The organism is Stenotrophomonas sp. NPDC077461, assembly GCF_049545475.1.
Lineage (GTDB): Bacteria > Pseudomonadota > Gammaproteobacteria > Xanthomonadales > Xanthomonadaceae > Stenotrophomonas > Stenotrophomonas nematodicola.
This window is the reverse complement of sequence record NZ_JBMWDO010000001.1, coordinates 838,746-859,405: the sequence shown is the minus strand read 5'-3', so window position 1 is coordinate 859,405 and position 20,660 is coordinate 838,746. Positions and strand designations below refer to the sequence as shown.

At 66.6% G+C, this 20,660-nt stretch carries 20 protein-coding genes; 16 read left to right on the top strand and 4 right to left on the bottom strand.

Features of this window, described 5'->3' with window-relative positions; genetic code table 11:
• The first annotated feature begins 3 nt into the window (after positions 1-3).
• Positions 4-1,761, top strand: coding sequence for an EAL domain-containing protein (locus tag ACPEH8_RS04140; RefSeq protein ID WP_017354429.1), 1,758 nt, complete (start codon positions 4-6; stop codon positions 1,759-1,761).
• A 198-nt stretch (positions 1,762-1,959) separates the two neighbouring features.
• Here ACPEH8_RS04140 and ACPEH8_RS04135 read toward each other — a convergent pair whose 3' ends face one another.
• From ACPEH8_RS04135 to flgA, 4 genes are all read right to left on the bottom strand, one after another.
• Complete coding sequence (locus ACPEH8_RS04135) at positions 1,960-3,183, bottom strand: ATP-binding protein (RefSeq protein WP_026070497.1); 1,224 nt, start codon at positions 3,181-3,183, stop codon at positions 1,960-1,962.
• Between the two features lie 80 nt (positions 3,184-3,263).
• Positions 3,264-3,602 carry a flagellar protein FlgN gene (locus tag ACPEH8_RS04130; protein WP_136004101.1) on the bottom strand — a complete coding sequence of 113 codons (339 nt, stop codon included), beginning with the start codon at positions 3,600-3,602 and terminating at the stop codon, positions 3,264-3,266.
• On the bottom strand, positions 3,599-3,901 hold the full coding sequence (gene flgM / locus ACPEH8_RS04125; protein ID WP_017354432.1) for a flagellar biosynthesis anti-sigma factor FlgM: 303 nt from the start codon (positions 3,899-3,901) through the stop codon (positions 3,599-3,601). Before flgM ends, ACPEH8_RS04130 begins: the two co-directional genes overlap by 4 nt.
• A gap of 110 nt (positions 3,902-4,011) precedes the next feature.
• Positions 4,012-4,662 carry a flagellar basal body P-ring formation chaperone FlgA gene (flgA, locus tag ACPEH8_RS04120; protein ID WP_017354433.1) on the bottom strand — a complete coding sequence of 217 codons (651 nt, stop codon included), beginning with the start codon at positions 4,660-4,662 and terminating at the stop codon, positions 4,012-4,014.
• A 116-nt stretch (positions 4,663-4,778) separates the two neighbouring features.
• On the opposite strand from flgA, the gene ACPEH8_RS04115 reads away from it, so the two are divergent.
• From ACPEH8_RS04115 to ACPEH8_RS04045, 15 genes are all read left to right on the top strand, one after another.
• Entirely contained in the window at positions 4,779-5,723 is a 945-nt protein-coding gene (locus ACPEH8_RS04115; RefSeq protein ID WP_017354434.1) for a chemotaxis protein, read from the top strand.
• A 213-nt stretch (positions 5,724-5,936) separates the two neighbouring features.
• Positions 5,937-6,332 (top strand): flagellar basal body rod protein FlgB, encoded by a 396-nt coding sequence (flgB, locus tag ACPEH8_RS04110; RefSeq protein WP_017354435.1) that lies wholly within the window; start codon positions 5,937-5,939, stop codon positions 6,330-6,332.
• A gap of 3 nt (positions 6,333-6,335) precedes the next feature.
• A complete protein-coding gene (flgC, locus tag ACPEH8_RS04105; protein WP_017354436.1) occupies positions 6,336-6,743 on the top strand; it encodes a flagellar basal body rod protein FlgC in 408 nt (135 codons plus the stop codon).
• 26 nt (positions 6,744-6,769) lie between these two features.
• Entirely contained in the window at positions 6,770-7,453 is a 684-nt protein-coding gene (locus ACPEH8_RS04100) for a flagellar hook capping FlgD N-terminal domain-containing protein (protein WP_166472963.1), read from the top strand.
• A 32-nt stretch (positions 7,454-7,485) separates the two neighbouring features.
• Entirely contained in the window at positions 7,486-8,709 is a 1,224-nt protein-coding gene (gene flgE, locus ACPEH8_RS04095; protein ID WP_017354438.1) for a flagellar hook protein FlgE, read from the top strand.
• Between the two features lie 32 nt (positions 8,710-8,741).
• Positions 8,742-9,494, top strand: coding sequence for a flagellar basal body rod protein FlgF (locus tag ACPEH8_RS04090; RefSeq protein ID WP_017354439.1), 753 nt, complete (start codon positions 8,742-8,744; stop codon positions 9,492-9,494).
• Positions 9,495-9,622: 128 nt separating this feature from the next.
• Positions 9,623-10,408 carry a flagellar basal-body rod protein FlgG gene (flgG, locus tag ACPEH8_RS04085; protein WP_017354440.1) on the top strand — a complete coding sequence of 262 codons (786 nt, stop codon included), beginning with the start codon at positions 9,623-9,625 and terminating at the stop codon, positions 10,406-10,408.
• Positions 10,409-10,431: 23 nt separating this feature from the next.
• Complete coding sequence (gene flgH / locus ACPEH8_RS04080; RefSeq protein ID WP_017354441.1) at positions 10,432-11,124, top strand: flagellar basal body L-ring protein FlgH; 693 nt, start codon at positions 10,432-10,434, stop codon at positions 11,122-11,124.
• Positions 11,125-11,131: 7 nt separating this feature from the next.
• Complete coding sequence (locus ACPEH8_RS04075; RefSeq protein WP_136004094.1) at positions 11,132-12,283, top strand: flagellar basal body P-ring protein FlgI; 1,152 nt, start codon at positions 11,132-11,134, stop codon at positions 12,281-12,283.
• A gap of 1 nt (position 12,284) precedes the next feature.
• Positions 12,285-13,511: a flagellar assembly peptidoglycan hydrolase FlgJ gene (gene flgJ / locus ACPEH8_RS04070; protein WP_153164157.1), complete on the top strand. Its 1,227-nt coding sequence runs from the start codon at positions 12,285-12,287 to the stop codon at positions 13,509-13,511.
• Positions 13,512-13,519: 8 nt separating this feature from the next.
• On the top strand, positions 13,520-15,400 hold the full coding sequence (flgK, locus tag ACPEH8_RS04065; protein WP_017354444.1) for a flagellar hook-associated protein FlgK: 1,881 nt from the start codon (positions 13,520-13,522) through the stop codon (positions 15,398-15,400).
• Positions 15,397-16,599 carry a flagellar hook-associated protein FlgL gene (gene flgL, locus ACPEH8_RS04060; RefSeq protein WP_017354445.1) on the top strand — a complete coding sequence of 401 codons (1,203 nt, stop codon included), beginning with the start codon at positions 15,397-15,399 and terminating at the stop codon, positions 16,597-16,599. The genes flgK and flgL overlap by 4 nt, the downstream gene beginning before the upstream one ends.
• 467 nt (positions 16,600-17,066) lie before the next feature.
• Positions 17,067-18,230, top strand: a complete 1,164-nt coding sequence (locus ACPEH8_RS04055) for a flagellin (RefSeq protein WP_153164158.1) — start codon at positions 17,067-17,069, stop codon at positions 18,228-18,230.
• A 72-nt stretch (positions 18,231-18,302) separates the two neighbouring features.
• Entirely contained in the window at positions 18,303-19,499 is a 1,197-nt protein-coding gene (locus ACPEH8_RS04050) for a flagellin (RefSeq protein WP_153164159.1), read from the top strand.
• Between the two features lie 87 nt (positions 19,500-19,586).
• Positions 19,587-20,660, top strand: a 1,074-nt coding sequence (locus ACPEH8_RS04045; RefSeq protein WP_423666094.1) for a flagellin, incomplete at its 3' end; no start/stop codon positions are given.

Below are 20,660 nucleotides of genomic sequence, written 5' to 3'. Positions count from 1 at the left end.
CCCATGTGGAACCCTTCCCTGCCCCTGGTCAGCATCGAGGATGCCCCGGACCGCCTTGGCGCCGGCAACCCCGAGCTGCAGGCGATGGTGGCCGAGGCCGCCTCCGGCGGCACCCCGCTGATGCTGATGCACGTGGACATCGACCATTTCGCATCGGTCAACGAGAACATGAGCGCCGAGGTGGGCGACCAGGCCCTGGTGCTGGTCGCCCAGCGCCTGCAGCACCACCTGCGTGGCCGCGGCAAGCTGTGGCGGCATGGCAGCGATGAGTTCCTGATCGCGGTGCAGCGCACCGCCGATGTGCCGCTGCCCGAGGACCTCGCCGAGGAAATCCGCCAGCAGCTGGAGCTGCCGCTGTCGGTGCTGCCCTATACGCTGTTCATGACCGGCAAACTGGGCGTGAGCCTGTGCCCCGAACACGCCAGCGGTGCGTCGCGGCTGCTCGACCATGCCGAGGACGCGCTCTACCAGGCCGCGCGCGAAGGCGGCAATGCGGTGCGCATCCATGCGGTGGATACGCCATCGAGCGCGCACAGCGAGAGCATCATTGCCCGGCAGATCGTCGATGCCATTCCCAACGGTGAACTGAAGCTGCGCTACCAGCCGCTGGTCAGCGCACGCGACGGCCACGTGGTGGGCATGGAAGCGCTGCTGCGCTGGCAGTCGCCGACGCTGGGCATGCTGGTGCCGGAGCGCTTCATGCGCACGGCCGAGCGCCTGGGCATCATCGTGCAGATCGGCACGTGGGTGCTGGAAGGCGCACTCAAGCAGGCGCGGTTGTGGCGCGACCAGGGCTTCGACGATTTCACCATCGCGGTGAACGTGTCCACCCTGCAGCTGCTGCGCCCGAATTTCTTTGCCGAGGTAATGGCGCTGATGCAGACCGCCGGGGTGCCGGCGCACATGCTGACGCTGGAGATCAACGAGAGCGCGCTGACCAACAACGTCAATTTCGTGCACGAAACGCTGGTCAACCTGCGCAATGAAGGCATCAGCCTGAGCCTGGACAACTTCGGCACTGGCGACTCCAGCCTGAGCGCGCTGGTGCGCTACCCGGTCGACAAGCTCAAGATCGACCGCAGCTTCATCAAGAGCGCGCCGGCCGGCAACCGCGAGGCGGCCATCGCCCGCGCGATCATCGCGATGGGTCACCAGTTGGGCATGACCGTCATCGCCAATGGCGTGGAGTCGCAGGCACAGCTCGGCTTCCTGCGCCGCAACGACTGCGACGTGTTCCAGGGCTATCTGTTCGGCGAACCGATGTCGGCCGACGCGGCCGGGATGACGCTGCGCCGGCGCTACCTGCGCCCGGAGGCCTTCGCCGAAACCCGCCCGGACCGGACGCTGCTGCTGCTGGACGACGAAGAGAACGTGCTGCGCTCGCTGGTGCGCCTGTTCCGCCGCGACGGCTATCGGATTCTGGCGGCCGGCAACGTGCGCGATGCCTTCGACCTGCTGGCGATCAACGACGTGCAGGTGATCCTGTCCGACCAGCGCATGAGCGACATGAGCGGTACCGAGTTCCTGGGCCGGGTGAAGATGCTCTACCCGGACACGATCCGGCTGGTGCTGTCAGGCTACACCGACCTCAACACCGTCACCGACGCGATCAACCGCGGCGCGATCTACCGCTTCCTGACCAAGCCGTGGAACGACGATGAGCTGCGCAAGCACATCCACCAGGCGTTCCGCACGCACGAAGAGCAGCGCCGCGCCAATACCGCCCCGCCGGTAGCGATTGCAGCGCCGGAAGACGAGTGACCTGACGCCAGCGCGAACAGCCCCCGGCATCTGCCTGCCGCTGGCTGGGCCGACGGGGGCGGGCTTACGGGACACCCGCACCCGTCAGCACCGCAAGGTACGTTCATCGGCCACAGGCTGTTCGCGCAGACCCCGCCCACCCGGCCATCGCCGGGCGTCACGCAATCACCCGATCACCCGATCTCGCCAGCGCCGGGTTCAGCGCGGCTGTTTGATCGGCAGTACCACGCGGAAACGTGCGCCCTCGCCCGGGGTGCTGTCCAGGTCGATGCGGCCGTGGTGCTTGTTGATGATGCTGTAGGAGATCGACAGGCCCAGACCCGTGCCGCTGCCCACCGGCTTGGTGGTGAAGAACGGGTCGAAGATGCGCTGGCGCAGTTCCGGCGAAATGCCGCCGCCGGTGTCCTCGAACTCCACCCAGACCGTGTCGCCGTCCACGCCCGTGCGCACGGTGATCGTGCCGCGTTCGGCGATCGCGTGGCCGGCATTGAGCAGCAGATTCATGTAGACCTGATTGAGCTCGGACGGCAGGCATTCCACCAGCGGGAGCTGGCCGAACTCGCGGTGCAGCGTGACCTTGTACTTTAGCTCGTTCCAGATGATGTTGATCGTCGATTCCAGGCCCGCGTGCAGGTCCACCAGCTTCCACGACTCGTCGCGGCCGGAGTACGAGAAGTCCTTCAGATCGCGCACGATACGCGTCACCCGCTCGATGCCCTCGCGCGACTCGGCCATCAGCTGCGGCAGATCGCGGCTGATGAAGTCGATGTCGAACCGGTTGCGGATGTCGTCGATTTCCGGGATCAACGCCTTGGGGTCGGGCGCACGCAAGGCACGCTCGTAGGCTTCGATCACCGTGAACAGACTGCGCAGGTATTCCTGCAGGCTGCCCAGATTGGAGTGCACGTAGCCGATCGGATTGTTGATCTCGTGCGCCACGCCGGCCGCCAGCTGGCCGATGGACGCCATCTTCTCCGACTGCAGCAGCTTTTCCTGCGTGCCGTTCAAGCGCAGGTAGGCCTGCCGCAGCTCGGCGTGACGCTGCTGCAGCTCACGCTCATAGTCTTCCTGGCCTTCGATGCGGTGGAACAGGGCCAGATAGTGGCGCTCACCTGCCGCCTCATGATGGTAGACGTGGGCGATGACCATGCGCTCGCCGACCGGCAGGCTGCCATTCCAGTGGCCCTGCTGCCGTGCATGCTCCAGCGCGTCCGGCGGCAGGCGTTGCCGCAGCCACTGGGTCGCGCTCAGGCCGGCATCGGGCTCGGCCTGGCCGACGATGGCGCGCAGGGCCGCGTTGGCCACTGCCACGCTGCCGTCCTCGCGAAACAACAGCACCCCTTCACGGGTGTGCTCGAACAGGGCGAGCAGGACCGGCTGGGGCGGCAACGGCGCGGTAACAAACGAGATATCGGCGGTCACGGTCACATCGGGCAGGTGAAAACAGGCGCCCAATATACGCGAACCGGAAACCCCGGCCCGGCACGTGCTGCCCGGGCCGGTCAGGCGACGGCCAGCGGCCGGCGCGTGTGAAGCGTGCTGGATTGGCCCTTGGCGTCATATGCCGACGCCTCCTCACTGCGGCCCAGCTGGCGCAATGCCCAGTTGACCTCGCGGCGGCGGCGCGCCAGCAGCACGCCGTTGGCGCGATTGCGCTCGGCCAGTTCCTGCAGACGCTCGGCCTGGCCGACCGGCAGCGCCGCTTCGAGCGCACGCAGCGCCTCCAGCTTGGCGCCGGTCGCCTGAATCAGCGCGTGGACATCATGCTCGACCAAGGCCAGGCGTTCGACGTCCAAGGCATCGCTGAGGCGCTGCAACGGCTCGCTCATCGCCAGCGTCATCCCTGCAGCTGCTGGTCCAGCTCAAGCATCCGCGAGGCAATGGCGTCAGGGTTGATCGTGTAAGTGCCGTTCTGCAGCGACTCGCGCACGGCCTGCACGCGGGCCGCGTCGATCGCCGGGGCCGTGCTCAGCTCGCGCTGCATGGCCTGCAGCGAGGTGGCTTCACCGGTCAGCCGCAGGCTGTCCACGGCTTCCACCGGGCGCGCCTGGGGATCGGTACCCGCGCTGGGCTTGGTGCCGAGGGCGACACTGCGCAGATGGGCGGTGGCCTGCAGGTTGCCGTCGATTTTCTGGCTCATGGAGATGTCCTGGGTGTTCGGTTCACAAGGGATAACGGCACAGAGGCCGCCACCTTTAGGGGGAAATGGCAGGGTTTTTCAGCACAAACGGGTGCCGGTCAGCATTGTGATCAACGCGTCACTAAAACGTCGCCACTGGCGTCCACGGTACCTTGAACGATCTTGCGTGACGACAGGTTCTCCACCGACACCCGTTCGTGCTCGCCCGCGTCGGCCATCGCCCGCCCGGCCACCCGCACCTCCACCCCGCCCCGGCGCGAGACCAGGGCGACGCTGTCGCCCCGGCGCACCAGGCGCTGGGCGACCAGGTCGTTGGCCGACAGCAGGCTGCCGGCGCTCAGGGTCCGGCGGGCTACCCGGCCGACCGCCACCTGGGGGTCGGCCAGTGCGGCGCCGGCAATGCGCGCCACGTCACGCTGGGCAGTGGTGATATCGGCCGCCGTCAACGTTTCTCCAGCGGCGATCCCGCGGTTGAGGACCAGCACCTGCTGGTTGCGGCGGACCTTGACTGGCACGAACAGCCGCCAGCCGCCGGCATCCGGGCAGCTCACCTCCACCGTACTGGTACCGGTCGGCTGGGCGCGCAGGGCTTGACCGCAGGCCGGCAGGCGCAGCGCCGAGTCCAGCGACGTGTCGCCTTCGGTGCCGGCCGGCAGCGTCGACAACGCCGCACCGCGGATGCTCTCCACCGGCTGCCAACCGGCGGCAGCCCCGGCCGGGAATGCCAGCAGCAGGGACAGAACGACCAGGACAGAACGCATGCAGACTCCAGGGGCAACGGACATGCGCAGGGCGATGCAAGGTGCGTGCCGCAACCCACCGTCGCTCCCGGGCGCGCCGCGCTCAAGTCGCGCCGGGTGGCGCCGATACCAGACCCATGTCCCATGACCTGCTCAACCGCATCGACCAGCGTACGCGACTGGCCGGCCACAATCGTCTGGCCCTGCTGCTGTTCCGGCTTGGCGGACGTCAGCTTTTTGGCGTGAACGTGTTCAAGGTACAGGAGGTGCTTCGGCGCCCGTCCCTGTTCCAGGTCCCCGGCCTGCCCAGCCAGTTCGCCGGCGTTGCCGACGTGCGCGGCCGCTCGGTGCCGGTGCTGGACCTGGGCCTGGCCATCGGCCACCCCGAACGCGAACCGGATGCCGATACCGCGCCAGGCTATCTGGTGGTGACCGAGTTCAACCGCTCGATCCAGGGCTTCCTGGTCAGCGGCGTGGAACGGATCGTCAACATCGCGGTGGAGGACATCCACCCGCCGCCGGAACTGGGTGCCGAATCGAGCTACCTGACCGCCGTCACCCGTTTCCAGGGTGAATTGATCCAGGTGATCGACGTGGAAAGCGTCCTGGCCGATATCGCCCAGGTGCGCGGCGAAGCCGTGCTGGACCCGTCGATGGCCCTGCCGGCCGATGCCCCGCCGATGCAGGTACTGGTAGTGGACGACTCGCGCGTGGCCCGCCAGCAGATCCGCAGCGTGCTGGACCAGCTGGGCGTGAGCGCGACCCTGCTGTCGGACGGCAAGCAGGCGCTGGACCATCTGATCCAGATCCATGCGGCCGGGGAGAATCCCGCCGAGCGCTACGCGATGGTGATCTCCGACATCGAGATGCCGGCGATGGACGGCTACACCCTGACGACGGAAATCCGGCGCCACCCGGGTCTGGCCGGCCTGTACGTGCTGCTGCACACCTCACTGTCGGGCGTATTCAACAACGCGATGGTCGAGCGGGTGGGCGCCAACGCCTTCGTGGCCAAGTATTCCCCGCACGAACTGGCCGATTTCGTGCTGGACCGGTTGCGCAAGGTGGCAATGGCCGCCTGAGACACGGCGGTCGCACGCGACCGCCGACGTCCACGCTCCCCCGGGAAGGCCGGAGCGGCATCGTTCATCCTCACGCCCAGCACCTGCTGGGCTTTTTTGTGGGCGTCCGGGCCGCCTTGCCCGCGCGCTGTCGACCCGGGCCATATGCCCCGACGCCATACCGATTGGCACAGCCCTTGCAGCCTCCCCCGCATCGTCCCGTGGGAGCGCGCCATGCCCAATCTGATTTCCGACTATCTGGGGGTCCATGCCCAGGCCATGCCGTTGCGCGAGCAGCGGATGAAGCTGATCGCCAGCAACCTGAGCAATGCCGACACCCCCGGCTACAAGGCCCAGGACCTCGACTTCGACGCCGCCCTGCGCCACGCCCAGGGCCTGGACGCCAACGGACTCATGAAAACCACCAACGAACAGCACTTCGCCATCGGCGGCGGCCTGAACCCCTTCCAGATTGCCAAGGACGGGGTGCAGCCCAGCATCGACGGCAACACCGTCGACCCGGACGCCGAGCGTGCCGCCTACGGCCGCGCCGCGCTGGAGTACCGCGCCTCGCTGAGCTTCGTCGAATCCAAGGTGCGCTCCATGCTCACCGCCATCACGGGCCAATAAGCCATGAGCAATCTGCCGATCTTCGACATCGCCGGCTCGGCCCTGCAGGCCCAGTCGGTGCGCATGAGCACCATCGCGTCCAACCTCTCCAACGCCGATACCGTCGCCGGGTCGGCCGATGCGGTCTACAAACCGCTTGAACCGATCTTCCAGTCCGTCACCAGCCGGACAGACCCGAACATCACCACCGTCCAGGTCAAGGAAATCAACCAGAGCGACGCGGCACCCATCAAACGCTACGAGCCCGGCCATCCGCTGGCCGATGGCGATGGCTACATCTACCAGCCCGACGTCGATCCGGTGGCGCAGATGGTCAACCTCATTTCCACCTCGCGCAATTACCAGGCCGGCGTGGAGATGCTGACCACCGCCAAGGAACTGGCACTGGCCACCCTGAGCATGGGTCGCTGACCCCCACTTTTGCAGGACATACCGTCATGAGCAGCACCAGCGGCGTCGGCCAGGGCAGCGATATCTATACCGCGCTCGGCCTCAACGCACCCAACAGTGACACCAGCAAGAAAAAAAGCACCTTGGACCAGGCCGACTTCCTGCGCCTGATGACCGAGCAGCTGCAGCACCAGGACCCGCTCAAGCCGATGGACAACACCCAGATGGTGGCGCAGATGGCGCAGCTGTCGCAGGTGCAGGGCATCACCGACCTCAACGCCACGGTGAAGGGTTTCCAGGACCAGATGTCCGGTGACCAGATCCTGCGCGGGGCTGCACTGGTGGGCCACGACGTGCTGGTTCCTTCGACCACGTGGTCGCTGGAAACCGAAGGCAGCACCAGCGGCATGGTCGCGGCACCCGGCGCCGGCTTCGTCAATGTGGACATCACCGACGCCAACGGCGTCAAGGTCAACACGCTGAGCGTGGAGGCCAAGGCCAGCGGCGAAGTCACGTTCGAGTGGGACGGCAAGGACGCCAACGGCAACCGCATGCCGCCCGGCAGCTACACCCTCGCCGCCACCTTCACCGACAGCGCCGGCGCCAAGACCAAGGCCAATACCTACGTCGAAGCACCTGTGGAAAGCGTCACGGTCGGCTCCGACGGGCTGTACCTCAACCTCAAGGGCCTGGGTACGGCCCCGATCGACTACGTGCTCCGCATCAGCTGAGCCGCCCCACCCCGCATACCAGGAGCAATCTCATGGGCTTCAATGTCTCGTTGTCCGGCATCAACGCCGCCAATGCCGATCTGAACGTCACCGCGAACAACATCGCCAACGTGAACACCACCGGCTTCAAGCAGTCGCGCGCCGAGTTCGCCGACCTGTTCTCGGCCACCAGTTACGGTCTGTCCAAGAACGCCATCGGCCAGGGCGTGCGCCTGACCAACGTGGCCCAGCAGTTCTCGCAGGGCAACAACGAGCAGACCGGGCGCAGTCTGGACATGGCCATCTCCGGTGAGGGCTTCTTCACCATGACCATGAACGGTGCGCGCGTGTACTCGCGGGCCGGCAACTTCCAGACCGACCAGGCCGGCTACGTGATCAACCCTCAGGGTGCGCGCCTGCAGGTGTTCGCCCCGAACGCGGACGGCACCAGCTTCGACGCCGGTCGCCTGGTCGACCTGCAGCTGCTCACCACCGACAGCCCGCCCAAGCAGACCAGCAAGGTCAACGTCAGCTTCACCCTGCCGGCCGACGCCAAGGAGCCTACGGTCACTCCGTTCAGCCCGACCGACTCCAACAGCTACAGCCAGTCCACCGGCGGCATCACGGTGTACGACTCGCTAGGCGTGAGCCACACCCAGACGTCGTACTTCGTCAAGGGTGCCGCCGCCAACGAGTGGCAGGTCTACAACTATGTGGACGGCCAGGCACAGGGTGCGCCCACCACGCTGACCTTCAACAATGCCGGTGCACTCACCTCGCCCGCCAACGGCCAGATCACCCTCACGCCGTTCACCCCCAGCACCGGTGCCGGCCAGCTCGCGCTGACCCTGGACATCTCCGGGTCCACCCAGTACGGCGAGAAGTTCGCGCTGCGCAATACCCAGCAGGACGGTTACGCGGCCGGCAAGCTCAACGAGATCACCGTGTCTGAAGAAGGCGTGGTGTACGCGCGCTATTCCAATGGCGATGACAAGGCGCTGGGCCAGGTGGCACTGACGACCTTCAACAATACCCAGGGCCTGGAAGCCAAGGGCAACAATCTGTGGGTGGAGACCTTCGGCTCGGGCACCCCCCGCACCGGGGCACCGGACAGCTCCAACCTTGGCAAGGTCCAGGCCGGTTCACTGGAAGCCTCCACGGTCGATCTGACCGAGCAGCTGGTCAATATGATCACCGCCCAGCGCAACTTCCAGGCCAACTCGCAGATGGTCTCGACCATGGACCAGATCACCCAGACCATCATCAACATCCGTTGATGAGCCACTGACCGCATCACGGGACGACAACGATGGACAAGGCGCTCTACGTAGCGATGACCGGTGCACGCGCGTCGCTGCAGGCCCAGGGCACGCTTTCGCACAACCTGGCCAACACCGATACCCCTGGCTTCAAGGAAGCGCTCGCCAACACCGAGGCGTTCCCGGTCAAGGGCACCGGCTACGCCTCGCGCGTGGACGCCCTGCACGTGGACGCCGGGTTCAACCGGCGCATGGGTGCCCAGCAGATCACCGGCAACCCGCTGGACCTGTCGCTGCAGTCGGGCAACTGGCTGGCGGTGCAGCCGCCGGCCGGTGGCGGTGAAGCCTATACCCGCGGTGCGGCACTCTCGATCACGCCCAATGGCCAGCTGGTGACTGCCGGCGGCCATCCGGTACTGGACGAGAACGGTGCGCCGATCGCCATTCCGCCTCACCAGGCGATGGACATCGGCAACGACGGCACGATCTCGATCATTCCGCTCGGCGAAGGCCCGCAGACGATGGCCAATATCGGCCGGATCCGCGTGGTGGCCGCCGCCGACGACCGCCTGGAACGCGGCCTGGACGGGTTGATGCGCAACACCGATCCGCAGCAGCCGTTTGTGCAGGCCCAGGGCAAGTCGCTGGAAAGCGGCCAACTGGAGGGCAGCAATGTCGATGCCGCCGGTGCGCTGGTGCAGATGATCCAGCTGCAGCGCCAGTACGAAATGCAGGTGAAGGTGATCAAGCACGGCGACGACAACGCCCGCAGTGCCAACAGCCTGTTGCGCCTGGGCGGTTGATCGCCCTGTCGACGGCGCGGTGACGCGCCCCCGACGGAATTCCGGCGCGGTTCTGGCACGCGCCATGCATTGCCTCTTGTAACGGCCGCCCCCCTGCGGCCACCCGCAGAACACAAAGGAACATCGCCATGAACCAGGCATTGTGGATCGCCAAGACCGGACTGGATGCGCAGCAGACGCGCATGTCGGTGGTGTCCAACAACCTCGCCAACACCAACACCACCGGGTTCAAGCAGGACCGCGCCAGCTTTGAAGACCTGCTGTACCAGCAGGTGCGCCAGCCTGGCGGTGCGTCTTCAGCGCAGACCCAGCTGCCGACCGGCCTGCAGCTGGGCACCGGCGTGCGCGTGGTGGCCACCTCGAAGAACTTCGAGCAGGGCAGCCAGCAGCAGACCGGTCGCGCGCTCGATGTGATGGTCAATGGGCGTGGCTTCTTTGAAGTGCAGATGCCCGACGGTTCCTCGGCCTATACCCGCGACGGCTCGTTCCAGCGCAACCAGCAGGGCGAACTGGTCACCAACAGCGGCTATCCGGTGCAGCCGGGCATCCAGATTCCCGAAGGTGCACAGTCGCTCACCATCGGTACCGACGGCACGATCAGCGTGAAGATGGCCGACGACGCCGCCTCGGTGGAGATCGGCGCACTGACCCTGACCGACTTCGTCAATCCGGCCGGTCTGCAGGCACGGGGTGAAAACCTGTTCCTGGAAACCACCGCCTCCGGCCCCGCGCAGAACGGCAACCCCGGTCTCAACGGCCTGGGCAGCGTGGTGCAGGGCGCGTTGGAAGGCAGCAACGTCAACGTGGTCGAAGAGCTGGTGTCGATGATCGAAACCCAGCGCGCCTACGAAATGAACGCCAAGGCGATCTCCACGACCGACGCGATGCTCGGTTACCTCAACCAGAACGTCTGATCGGCCGAACCGGAAGCCCTGCCATGTCGCCCCTGCGCCCTACCCTTCGCCTGCTGTTTGCCGGCTCCCTGGTTGCCCTGCTCGGCGGCTGCGTCATCGCTGGCGATGTCCGGCCCTATCCGGCGATGGCGCCGGTTGTCCCGATCGCAGCGCCTACCCCTCAGGCCACCGCCGGTGCGATCTACGCCGCCGGCCCTGGCCTGCAGCTGTATTCGGATCGACGCGCGCGTGATGTCGGCGACCTGCTGACCATCACCTTGACCGAAAACACCACCGCGCAGACCACCGCCAATACCACGACGGCCAAGGAATCGGACCTGAGTATCGGCACCCCGACGGTCTTCGGCGCACCGGTCACGCTGGGCGGCAAGGACATCCTGAGCGCCAGCGCCAAGGGTTCGCGCGACTTTGCCGGCAAAGGCACCAGCGCACAGAGCAATCGCCTGCTCGGCAGTGTCACCGTCACCGTGGTGCAGCGCCTGCCCAACGGCAACCTGGTGGTGCAGGGTGCCAAGAACCTGCGGTTGAACCAGGGCGATGAACTGGTGCAGGTGCAGGGCATCGTGCGTGCCGCGGACATTTTCCCCGACAACACCATTCCGTCCAGCCGCGTCGCCGATGCCCGCATCGTCTACGGCGGTCGCGGTCCGGTGGCCCAGTCCAATGCAATGGGCTGGCTGAGCCGCTTCTTCAACTCGGCGTTGACGCCGTTCTGAGCCTGACATGACCTTTTCCTTCTTCATTGCTGGGCAGCGACGCACCGCGTCGCGCTACGCGCTGCGTGCGGCGGCGACGCTGCTGGCGGTGTTCGCCCTGGCTGCCCCCGCTTACGCCGAGCGCATCAAGGACCTGGCGCAGGTGGGCGGCGTGCGCACCAACGCGCTGGTCGGCTACGGCCTGGTCGTGGGTCTGGACGGCAGCGGCGACCGCACCAGCCAGGCGCCCTTTACCGTGCAGAGCCTGAAAAACCTGCTTGGCGAGCTGGGCGTCAATGTGCCTGCCAACGTCAACCCGCAGCTGAAAAACGTGGCCGCCGTGGCCATCCACGCCGAACTGCCGCCGTTCGCCAAGCCGGGTCAGCCGATCGACATCACGGTCTCTTCGATCGGCAACGCGGTGTCGCTGCGCGGCGGCTCGCTGCTGATGGCCCCGCTGCGCGGCGCCGACGGCCAGGTGTATGCGATCGCGCAGGGCAACCTGGTGGTCGGCGGCTTTGGGGCGCAGGGCAAGGACGGCTCGCGGGTGTCCGTGAACGTGCCCAGCGTGGGCCGCATTCCCAACGGCGCCACGGTGGAACGGGCGCTGCCGGACGTGTTCAACGGCGGCGGCGACATCACCCTGAATCTGCACAAGAATGACTTCACCACGGTGTCGCGCATGGTCGCCGCGCTCAACCAGGCGTTCGGCGATGGTGCGGCACGCGCGATTGACGGGGTGACGGTGTCCGTGCAGTCGCCCAGCGACCCTGGCGCGCGCATCGGCCTGCTCGCCCGCATCGAGAACCTCGAACTCACCCCCGGCAGCGCGCCGGCCAAGGTGGTGGTCAATGCGCGGACCGGCACGGTGGTGATCGGCTCGCAGGTACGGGTGGGCGCAGCGGCCATTTCACATGGTTCGCTCACTGTGACCATCAACGAGAACACCAACGTCAGCCAGCCCAATGCGTTCGGCAACGGCCAGACGGTGGCCACGCCGCAGTCCACCATTACCGCCACCAACGATGGCAGCCGCATGTTCAAGTTCACTGGCGGCACCACGCTCGATGAAATCGTGCATGCGGTGAACGCGGTGGGCGCCGCCCCCGGCGATCTGATCGCCATCCTGGAAGCCCTCAAGCAGGCCGGCGCGCTGAGCGCCGAACTCGAGGTGATCTGACATGCGCATTACACCCGCACTGGAACTCAACCCGGCCCAGGCCAACAGCCCGGCCAAGGTCGACAAGGTGGCACGCCAGCTGGAAGGCCAGTTTGCGCAGATGCTGGTCAAGAGCATGCGCGATGCCAGCTTCGGCGATTCGCTCTTCCCTGCCGAGAACACCATGTTCCGCGAAATGTACGACCAGAAGATCGCCGAGGCGATGACGCGGGGACGTGGCCTGGGCCTGTCGGCGATGATCGCCCGCCAGCTTGGGGCCGCCGAAGGCGAGGCGGCCGCGCCGGTCGATACCGCGCTGAACCCGGCCGCCGCCCTGCGCGCGTACCGGCTCAATGCGCCGTCGGCCGCGCCGATGGCGTTGCCCGCGGGCACTGCGCCGACTGCCGTGCCCAGCGAGGTGGACGTGCTTCAGCACCTGCGTGGCGCTGATCCGTCAGCAGTACTGCAGCCTATGGAGCGTGCGCTGGACCTGATCGCCGGGCGCGAAAGCAGCCAGATGCACGAAGCGCTCGGGCGGAACGATCCGTATGCCACGCCGCCGGCCGTGAGCGGGTCCGCCGGGGAAAACTGGGCCGCGTTGTCCAACGACCGCTGGAGCGGCGTCAATGACGGTGCCACGCGTACCACCGGTGCCGTGGACACGCTGGCCGCCAGTACGGCGGCCGCCACGCTGGGTCCGCACACCCCGGAAGGCTTCGTCGCCAGCATCTGGGGCCATGCCCAGCAGGCGGCGCGCGAGCTGGGCGTCGATGCCAAGGCCCTCGTCGCCCAGGCGGCCCTGGAAACCGGCTGGGGCCGCAAGCTGGTGCAGCGCAATGGCGGCGGCAGCTCGCACAACCTGTTCGGGATCAAGGCCACCGGGTGGAGCGGTGAGCGTGCCAGCAGCGGTACCCACGAATACGTTGACGGCGTTCGCCGCAACGAAACCGCCAGCTTCCGCGCGTATACGTCGGTGGGCGACAGCTTTGCCGACTACGTGAAACTGCTCAAGAACAGCCCGCGTTACCAGAACGCGCTGCAGGCCGGCGGCGATGTCCGCGGCTTTGCGCAGGGCCTGCAGAAGGCCGGCTACGCCACCGATCCCGGCTATGCGGCCAAGATCGCCGCAATTGCCGGCGGCCCCACCATCGAGCGCGCCATCGCCGCCGTGGGCGACGCCAGCCGGCGCCTGGGCCAGACCTTTGCCAGTACCGCCAGCCCGACCGGGCTGGGTGTCATCCGTCGTTGAGGTAACCCATGTCCAGCGTACTTTCCACCGGCACCAGTGCCCTGCTCGCGTTCCAGCGGGCGTTGGCCACCACCAGCCACAACGTCGCCAATATCAACACCCCCGGCTATAGCCGGCAGAAGGTCGACTTCGCCACCGCCAACCCGCAGAACTTCGGCTATGGCGATGTCGGCAACGGCACCCGCATCACCGACATCCGGCGCGTCGCCGACCAGCTGGCGATATCGCGGCTGCTCGACGGCAGCGGCGAACTGGCGCGCCTGAAGCAGCTGTCGACGATGGCCGACCGCGTCGATGCGATGTTCTCCGACACGGCCACCAATGTGGCCGGGGTGTGGTCGAGCTTCTTCGATACGGTCAGCGGCCTGTCCTCCAATGCCTCGGGCACCGCCGACCGGCAGAACGTACTGGACGGTGGCAAGACCCTCGCCAACCGCTTCCAGCAGCTCAACGGTCAGCTCAACACGCTCAACGGTGAGGTCAACAACGGCCTGATCGCCGGTGCCAGCGAGATCAACCGGCTGGCCAAGGAGATTGCCCAGCTCAACGGCGCCATCGGCGGCAATGCGGCCAATGCCGCGCCGGATCTGCTGGACCGCCGCGACCAGCTGATCGCCAACCTGGTCGGCTACACCGGCGGCAACGCGGTGATGCAGGACGGCGGCATCATGAATGTCTACACGGCCGGTGGCCAGGCACTGGTGGTGGGCACCACCGCGTCCAAGGTCACTACCGTGACCGACCCGTACATGCCCGAGCGCCTGCAGCTGGCATTGGAAAGCGCCGGGCAGAAGATCACCCTGGAATCGAAGACCCTGGGCGGCCAGATCGGCGGCCTGCTCGAGTTCCGCGATACCGTGCTCACCCCCACCCAGGCCGAACTGGGCAAGCTGGCGATCGGCATGGCCAGCAGCTTCAATGACGTGCACCGCCAGGGTGCGGACCTGTATGGCAACCTCGGCGGCGACTTCTTCAACATCGGCGCGCCGCGCATCACCGGCCACGCCGGCAATGCAGGCACGGCCAGCATGGCCGCCAGCTTCGGCGACCTGTCCAAGCTGGACGGGCAGAACGTCGTGCTGAAGTTCGACGGCACCCAGTGGCAGGCCAGCCGCGCCGATACCGGCGTGGCGGTGGCCATGACCGGTACCGGTACTGCCGCTGACCCGCTGGTGCTCAATGGCGTGGAGCTGGTGATGACCGGCACGCCGGCGCTCAACGACCGCATGCTGCTGCAGCCCACGGCGGGCGTGGCCGGCACGATGTCCGTAGCGATCACCGATACCTCGCGGATTGCCGCCGCCGCTCCGATCAAGGGCACCGCAGCACTGTCCAACAGTGGCACCGGCAAGCTCAGCGGCGTCAAGGTGACCGACCACGGCAATGCCGCGCTGCGCAACCCGGCGGCGATCGTGTTCACCAGTGGCACCCAGTACACCCTGGATGGCGCCGGCCCGTTCACTTACACCGCAGGCCAGACCATCAGCGCCAATGGCTGGAGCTTCGTGCTCGACGGCGCGCCGAAGACCGGCGACACCTTCAGCATCGGTCCGACGCCGGCCGGCTCCTCGGACAACAGCAACGCATTGCTGCTGGCCAAGGTGGAACAGGCCAAGGCCTTCAACGATGGCACCGTGACCCTGAGCGGCGCTCTTGGCGGGCTGACCACCCAGGTCGGCGCCGCCGCCCGCTCGGCCGACTACTCCCTGCAGGCCCAGCAGGTGATCACCGACCAGGCGCAGTCCGCGCGCGATGCAGTGTCAGGGGTGAACCTGGATGAAGAAGCCGCCGACATGCTGCGGCTTCAGCAGGCCTACCAGGCCGCCTCGCAGCTGATCTCCACTGCCGACACCATGTTCCAGACCATCCTCGGAGCCGTAGGCCGATGAACAACCGTATTTCCACCGGCATGATGTTCAACCAGTCGGTCTCGTTGATGATGGCCAAGCAGGCCAAAATGAGCCACCTGGAGCAGCAGATCGCCACCGGCCGCCGCCTGGTGACCGCCAAGGACGATCCGGTCGCCTCCGGCGCCGCCGTGGGCCTGGACCGCACCCTGGCTTCCCTGGAGCGCATGCAGCTCAACGCCGGCAATGTGCAGAACCGCCTGGGCCTGCAGGAGAACGCGCTGGCCCAGGTTGGCGACATGATGGGCCGCATCACCGAACTGACCATCTACGCCAACAACCCGGCGCTGGCGGCGTCGGACAAGCAGTCGATGGTGACCGAGATCGAGGCCATCCGGGGCAACCTGCTCGCGCTTGCCAACAGCACCGATGGCACCGGCCGCTACCTGTTCGGCGGCACGGCCGACGGCAGCCCTCCCTTCAGCCAGATTGACGGGAAGGTGGTCTACAACGGCGATCAGAACCAGCGCCAAGTGGAGGTGGGCCCGGACACCTACGTGCTCGATGCCCTGCCCGGCAGCGAGATTTTCCTGCGCATCGGCACCGGCGACGGCCATGTGGATGGTGCCGCGGCCAGCGGCAACACCGGTACCGGCGTGCTCACCAATGTCACCCGCGATGGCAGCAACAGCTGGGACGGCAAGGCCTTCAGCGTGCGCTTCACCGCCGCCGACCAGTATGAGCTGGTCGACGACACCGGTACGGTGGTGTCCAGCGGCACCATGAAGGCCGGCGACGACCTGGTGCTCAACGGCGTGCGCCTGCACGTGGATGGCAAGCCTGCTGCCGGTGATACCTTCAACGTGGCCCCGGCCACCAGCCGCGACATCTTCAGTACCCTGGACAGCCTGATCGGCTCGCTGAAGATGGATACCGGCAGTGCCAGCCAGTCCGCCGCCCAGCAGAACCTGCTGCAGAGCGGACTGCGCGACATCGCCCGAGCCTCCGAACGGATGATCGACTCGCGCGCCGCTGGCGGTGCCCAGCTCAAAGCGCTGGACAATGCCGCGGACATGCGTGAATCCAACACCGTCACCCTCAAGGGCACGCTGTCGCAGATGCGCGACCTGGACTACGCCGACGCCATCAGCCAGTACCAGCTGGAAAGCACTGCCCTGCAGGCCGCGCAGACCCTGTTCTCACAGATGCAGCAGATGTCGTTGTTCAACACGCTGCGCTGACGGCGCGTCATCCCGTAACGGAAAGCCTCGAAGGCCGCGATGCGAACAGCATCGCGGCCTTTCTCGTTATGCGTCGCCAAACACGCCCGTCGCACGCGCCCCACTGGCAGGGGCGCGCGCCGGAGAGCGTGAGCCGGGGCCGCCGCGGGCGCCCTGTCTCCGCGATCCGGCGCGGTGGCTGCCGCTGTGAGCGTGGCCGGGACCTTGACCCCGGGGCCGCCAGGCAGAGCCCGGCTTGACGGGCAAAAAGCCCTTCAATCTCCACCTCCGGTGCCGTTAACCCTTCTATCGGGGAGCTCAGCCACGGCCCCGGACGGCAGCACCGGCACCCCGGCGAGATTTCCGCCTAAAGGTTGTTGACAAAGCGCCGTTATTGATTTGGCAACAGCGAAGCACACAGCCAAACAAAAAAAAACGGCGGGGCTTCGTTCCATCAACCACCGGGATTCCAATAAGGGAGACGACCCATGGCACAGGTAATCAACACCAATACGATGTCGCTCAACGCTCAGCGCAATCTGAGCACCAGCGGCAGCTCGCTCGCTACCACCATCCAGCGCCTCTCGTCCGGTCTGCGCATCAACAGCGCGAAAGACGACGCCGCCGGTCTGGCCATCAGCGAGCGCTTCGGCACCCAGATCCGCGGCACCGACGTCGCCATCCGCAATGCCAACGACGGCATCTCGCTGGCCCAGGTCGCCGAAGGCTCCCTGAGCGAAATCGGCAACAACCTGCAGCGCGTCCGCGAACTGGCCGTTCAGGCCTCCAACGCCACCAACTCGGCCAGCGACCGCAAGGCCCTGCAGGCCGAAGTGACCCAGCTGGTCAGCGAGATCGACCGCGTCGCCAAGCAGTCCGACTTCAACGGCACCAAGCTGCTCGACGGCAGCTTCACCAGCCAGCTGTTCCAGGTCGGCGCCAATGCCGGCCAGGCCATCGCCATCAACAATGTCGTCGACGCCAAGGCCAGCTCGCTGGGCAACGCCAAGTTTGCCGCCCCGGTCAACGGCACCGACATCGGCACGATCACCGACCTGAGCGACGTTGTCATCAACGGCGCCACCATCGGCACCATCTCCGGCAAGACCACCGCCGAATTCGCCGCCTCCGCCGCTGCCCAGATCAACAGCAAGATCGGCGAAGCCGGTGTCTATGCCGAAGTGGTCACCACCGCTGGCACCCCCGACACCCACAGCCTGAAGCTGACCTCCGTCCAGGCCGACCGCGACCTCGTCATCGACGGCGCCACCCAGCTTGGCCTGGCTGACTCCACCGCCGCCGCGCCCAGCTCGGTTGCTGCCACCGCCACCTCCAGCTTCGTGGAGGATCTGGACGTCTCGTCCTACGTCGGCGCCCAGAAAGCGTTGGAAATCGTTGACAAGGCACTGGAATCGGTCAACAGCGTTCGCGCCGATCTGGGTGCCATCCAGAACCGTTTCACCTCCGTTGTCGCCAATCTGCAGACGTCCTCGGAAAACCTGTCTGCCTCGCGCAGCCGTATCCGCGATACCGACTTCGCCAAGGAAACCGCAGAGCTGACCCGCACCCAGATCCTGCAGCAGGCCGGTACGGCCATGCTGGCCCAGGCCAACCAGGTGCCGCAGAACGTGCTCAGCCTGTTGCAGCGCTGACATAAGCCGCTCCTGAAGCACGTCATGAGCGTCTAACCCCAATCACGTGCAACCGCTCAAGGACCTCTTCCCATGGCACAAGTCATCAATACCAACACGATGTCGTTGAATGCTCAGCGTAACCTGAGCACCAGCGGCAGCTCCCTGGCCACCACCATCCAGCGTCTGTCGTCCGGTTCGCGCATCAACAGCGCCAAGGACGATGCGGCCGGCCTGGCCATCTCCGAGCGTTTCGGCACCCAGATCCGCGGCACCGACGTGGCCATCCGCAATGCCAATGACGGCATCTCGCTGGCCCAGGTCGCCGAAGGTTCGCTGACCGAAATCGGCAACAACCTCCAGCGCGTCCGTGAGCTGGCTGTCCAGGCCTCCAACGCCACCAATTCGGCCAGCGACCGCAAGGCCCTGCAGGCCGAAGTGACCCAGCTGGTCAGCGAAATCGACCGCGTCGCCAAGCAGTCCGACTTCAACGGCACCAAGCTGCTGGACGGCTCGTTCTCCAGCCAGCTGTTCCAGGTCGGTGCCAACGCCGGCCAGGCCATCGCCATTGACAAGGTGGTGGACGCCAAGGCCAACGCACTGGGCGGCGCCAAGTTCGACAGCAACGCGCTGGCCCTGGCCGACCCGGCCGCCAATGCCGATTTCAAGATCACCGGCATGAAGATCAACGGGGTCGACATCGCCACCGTGGAAGTCAAGCAGGGCGCCGACGAGGCCGCCACCGGCAAGGCTTCGCGCGAGGCCGTGGTCAGCGCGATCAACGCCAAGATCGGCGAAACCGGCGTCTACGCTGAAGTCAACGCCGCCGGAAACGCGGTTACCCTGACTTCGGTCAAGGACAGCGTCGACGCCAATGGTGCCTTCAAGGCCATCACCGCCACCCCGGGCGCCTGGACCGGCGGCGCCACCACCCCGACGTTCGTCCCCACGCTGGCCGCCGCCGCACCGGCTGCCAAGTACGCCAGCGACCTGGACGTCAGCACCGTCAAGGGCGCCCAGCAGGCGCTGGAAATCGTCGACAAGGCGCTGGGTTCGATCAACAGCACCCGTGCCGACCTCGGCGCCGTGCAGAACCGCTTCACCTCGGTCGTTGCCAACCTGCAGACCTCCACGGAGAACCTCTCGGCCTCGCGCAGCCGCATCCGCGACACCGATTTCGCCAAGGAAACCGCAGAGCTGACCCGCACCCAGATCCTGCAGCAGGCCGGTACGGCCATGCTGGCCCAGGCCAACCAGGTGCCGCAGAACGTGCTCAGCCTGCTGCGCTGATCCACGCCTGCCCTGTCGGCGCCGGTGTGACCGGCGCCGCCATCGATACCGACGTCCAACGCTCCACCCACGCCTGAAGGAACTTCCATGGCACAAGTCATCAACACCAACACGATGTCGTTGAATGCTCAGCGCAACCTGAGCACCAGCGGCAGCTCGCTGGCCACCACCATCCAGCGCCTGTCGTCGGGTTCGCGCATCAACAGCGCCAAGGACGACGCCGCTGGCCTGGCCATCTCCGAGCGTTTCGGCACCCAGATCCGCGGCACTGACGTGGCCATCCGCAATGCCAATGACGGCATCTCGCTGGCCCAGGTCGCCGAAGGTTCGCTGACCGAAATCGGCAACAATCTGCAGCGCGTCCGTGAATTGGCGGTGCAGTCGTCCAACGCCACCAACTCGGCCAGCGACCGCAAGGCCCTGCAGGCCGAAGTGACCCAGCTGGTCAGCGAAATCGACCGCGTCGCCAAGCAGTCCGACTTCAACGGCACCAAGCTGCTGGACGGCTCGTTCTCCAGCCAGCTGTTCCAGGTCGGTGCCAACGCCGGCCAGGCGATTGCCATCGACAAGATCGTCGACGCCACGACCGCCAAGCTGGGTACGTCGACCTTCGCCACCGGCAAGGTCGGCGACGCGGCTGCGCCGCTGGCCGCTGATGCCACCCTGACCGGCACCATCAAGGTCGGCACTGCCACCGTCACCCTGGACAAGATCGAACTGAAGAGCGGCGCCACCGTGGCCGACCAGAACAAGGCCGCCGTCACCGCCATCAACTCCAAGCTCGGCGAAACCGGCGTGCTGGCAGAGCTGGACGACACCGGCAAGATCGTGGTCACCCAGGTCAAGGACGGCGTGGCAATGGCCGACGCCGACATCACCCTGACCGGCGCCGCCGGCTTTGCGCAGACCGCCGATGCCGTGGTCACCACCGCCAACGTCGCCAACCTGGACGTGTCCACCGTGACCGGTGCGCAGAAGGCACTGTCGCTGGTCGACAACGCGCTGAGCTCGATCAACAACACCCGTGCCGACCTCGGCGCCGTGCAGAACCGCTTCACCTCGGTCGTTGCCAACCTGCAGACCTCCACGGAGAACCTGTCCGCATCGCGCAGCCGCATCCGCGATACCGACTTCGCCAAGGAAACCGCAGAGCTGACCCGC

Bases quoted from the DNA above. Each gene is read 5' to 3' on its own strand.
- ACPEH8_RS04140 (WP_017354429.1), top strand. From the start codon at position 4: ATGTGGAACCCTTCCCTGCCCCTGGTCAGCATCGAGGATGCCCCGGAC.
- ACPEH8_RS04130 (WP_136004101.1), bottom strand. From the start codon at position 3,602: ATGACGCTGGCGATGAGCGAGCCGTTGCAGCGCCTCAGCGATGCCTTG.
- flgM (WP_017354432.1), bottom strand. From the start codon at position 3,901: ATGAGCCAGAAAATCGACGGCAACCTGCAGGCCACCGCCCATCTGCGC.
- flgA (WP_017354433.1), bottom strand. From the start codon at position 4,662: ATGCGTTCTGTCCTGGTCGTTCTGTCCCTGCTGCTGGCATTCCCGGCC.
- ACPEH8_RS04115 (WP_017354434.1), top strand. From the start codon at position 4,779: ATGTCCCATGACCTGCTCAACCGCATCGACCAGCGTACGCGACTGGCC.
- flgB (WP_017354435.1), top strand. From the start codon at position 5,937: ATGCCCAATCTGATTTCCGACTATCTGGGGGTCCATGCCCAGGCCATG.
- flgC (WP_017354436.1), top strand. From the start codon at position 6,336: ATGAGCAATCTGCCGATCTTCGACATCGCCGGCTCGGCCCTGCAGGCC.
- ACPEH8_RS04100 (WP_166472963.1), top strand. From the start codon at position 6,770: ATGAGCAGCACCAGCGGCGTCGGCCAGGGCAGCGATATCTATACCGCG.
- flgE (WP_017354438.1), top strand. From the start codon at position 7,486: ATGGGCTTCAATGTCTCGTTGTCCGGCATCAACGCCGCCAATGCCGAT.
- ACPEH8_RS04090 (WP_017354439.1), top strand. From the start codon at position 8,742: ATGGACAAGGCGCTCTACGTAGCGATGACCGGTGCACGCGCGTCGCTG.
- flgG (WP_017354440.1), top strand. From the start codon at position 9,623: ATGAACCAGGCATTGTGGATCGCCAAGACCGGACTGGATGCGCAGCAG.
- flgH (WP_017354441.1), top strand. From the start codon at position 10,432: ATGTCGCCCCTGCGCCCTACCCTTCGCCTGCTGTTTGCCGGCTCCCTG.
- ACPEH8_RS04075 (WP_136004094.1), top strand. From the start codon at position 11,132: ATGACCTTTTCCTTCTTCATTGCTGGGCAGCGACGCACCGCGTCGCGC.
- flgJ (WP_153164157.1), top strand. From the start codon at position 12,285: ATGCGCATTACACCCGCACTGGAACTCAACCCGGCCCAGGCCAACAGC.
- flgK (WP_017354444.1), top strand. From the start codon at position 13,520: ATGTCCAGCGTACTTTCCACCGGCACCAGTGCCCTGCTCGCGTTCCAG.
- flgL (WP_017354445.1), top strand. From the start codon at position 15,397: ATGAACAACCGTATTTCCACCGGCATGATGTTCAACCAGTCGGTCTCG.
- ACPEH8_RS04055 (WP_153164158.1), top strand. From the start codon at position 17,067: ATGGCACAGGTAATCAACACCAATACGATGTCGCTCAACGCTCAGCGC.
- ACPEH8_RS04050 (WP_153164159.1), top strand. From the start codon at position 18,303: ATGGCACAAGTCATCAATACCAACACGATGTCGTTGAATGCTCAGCGT.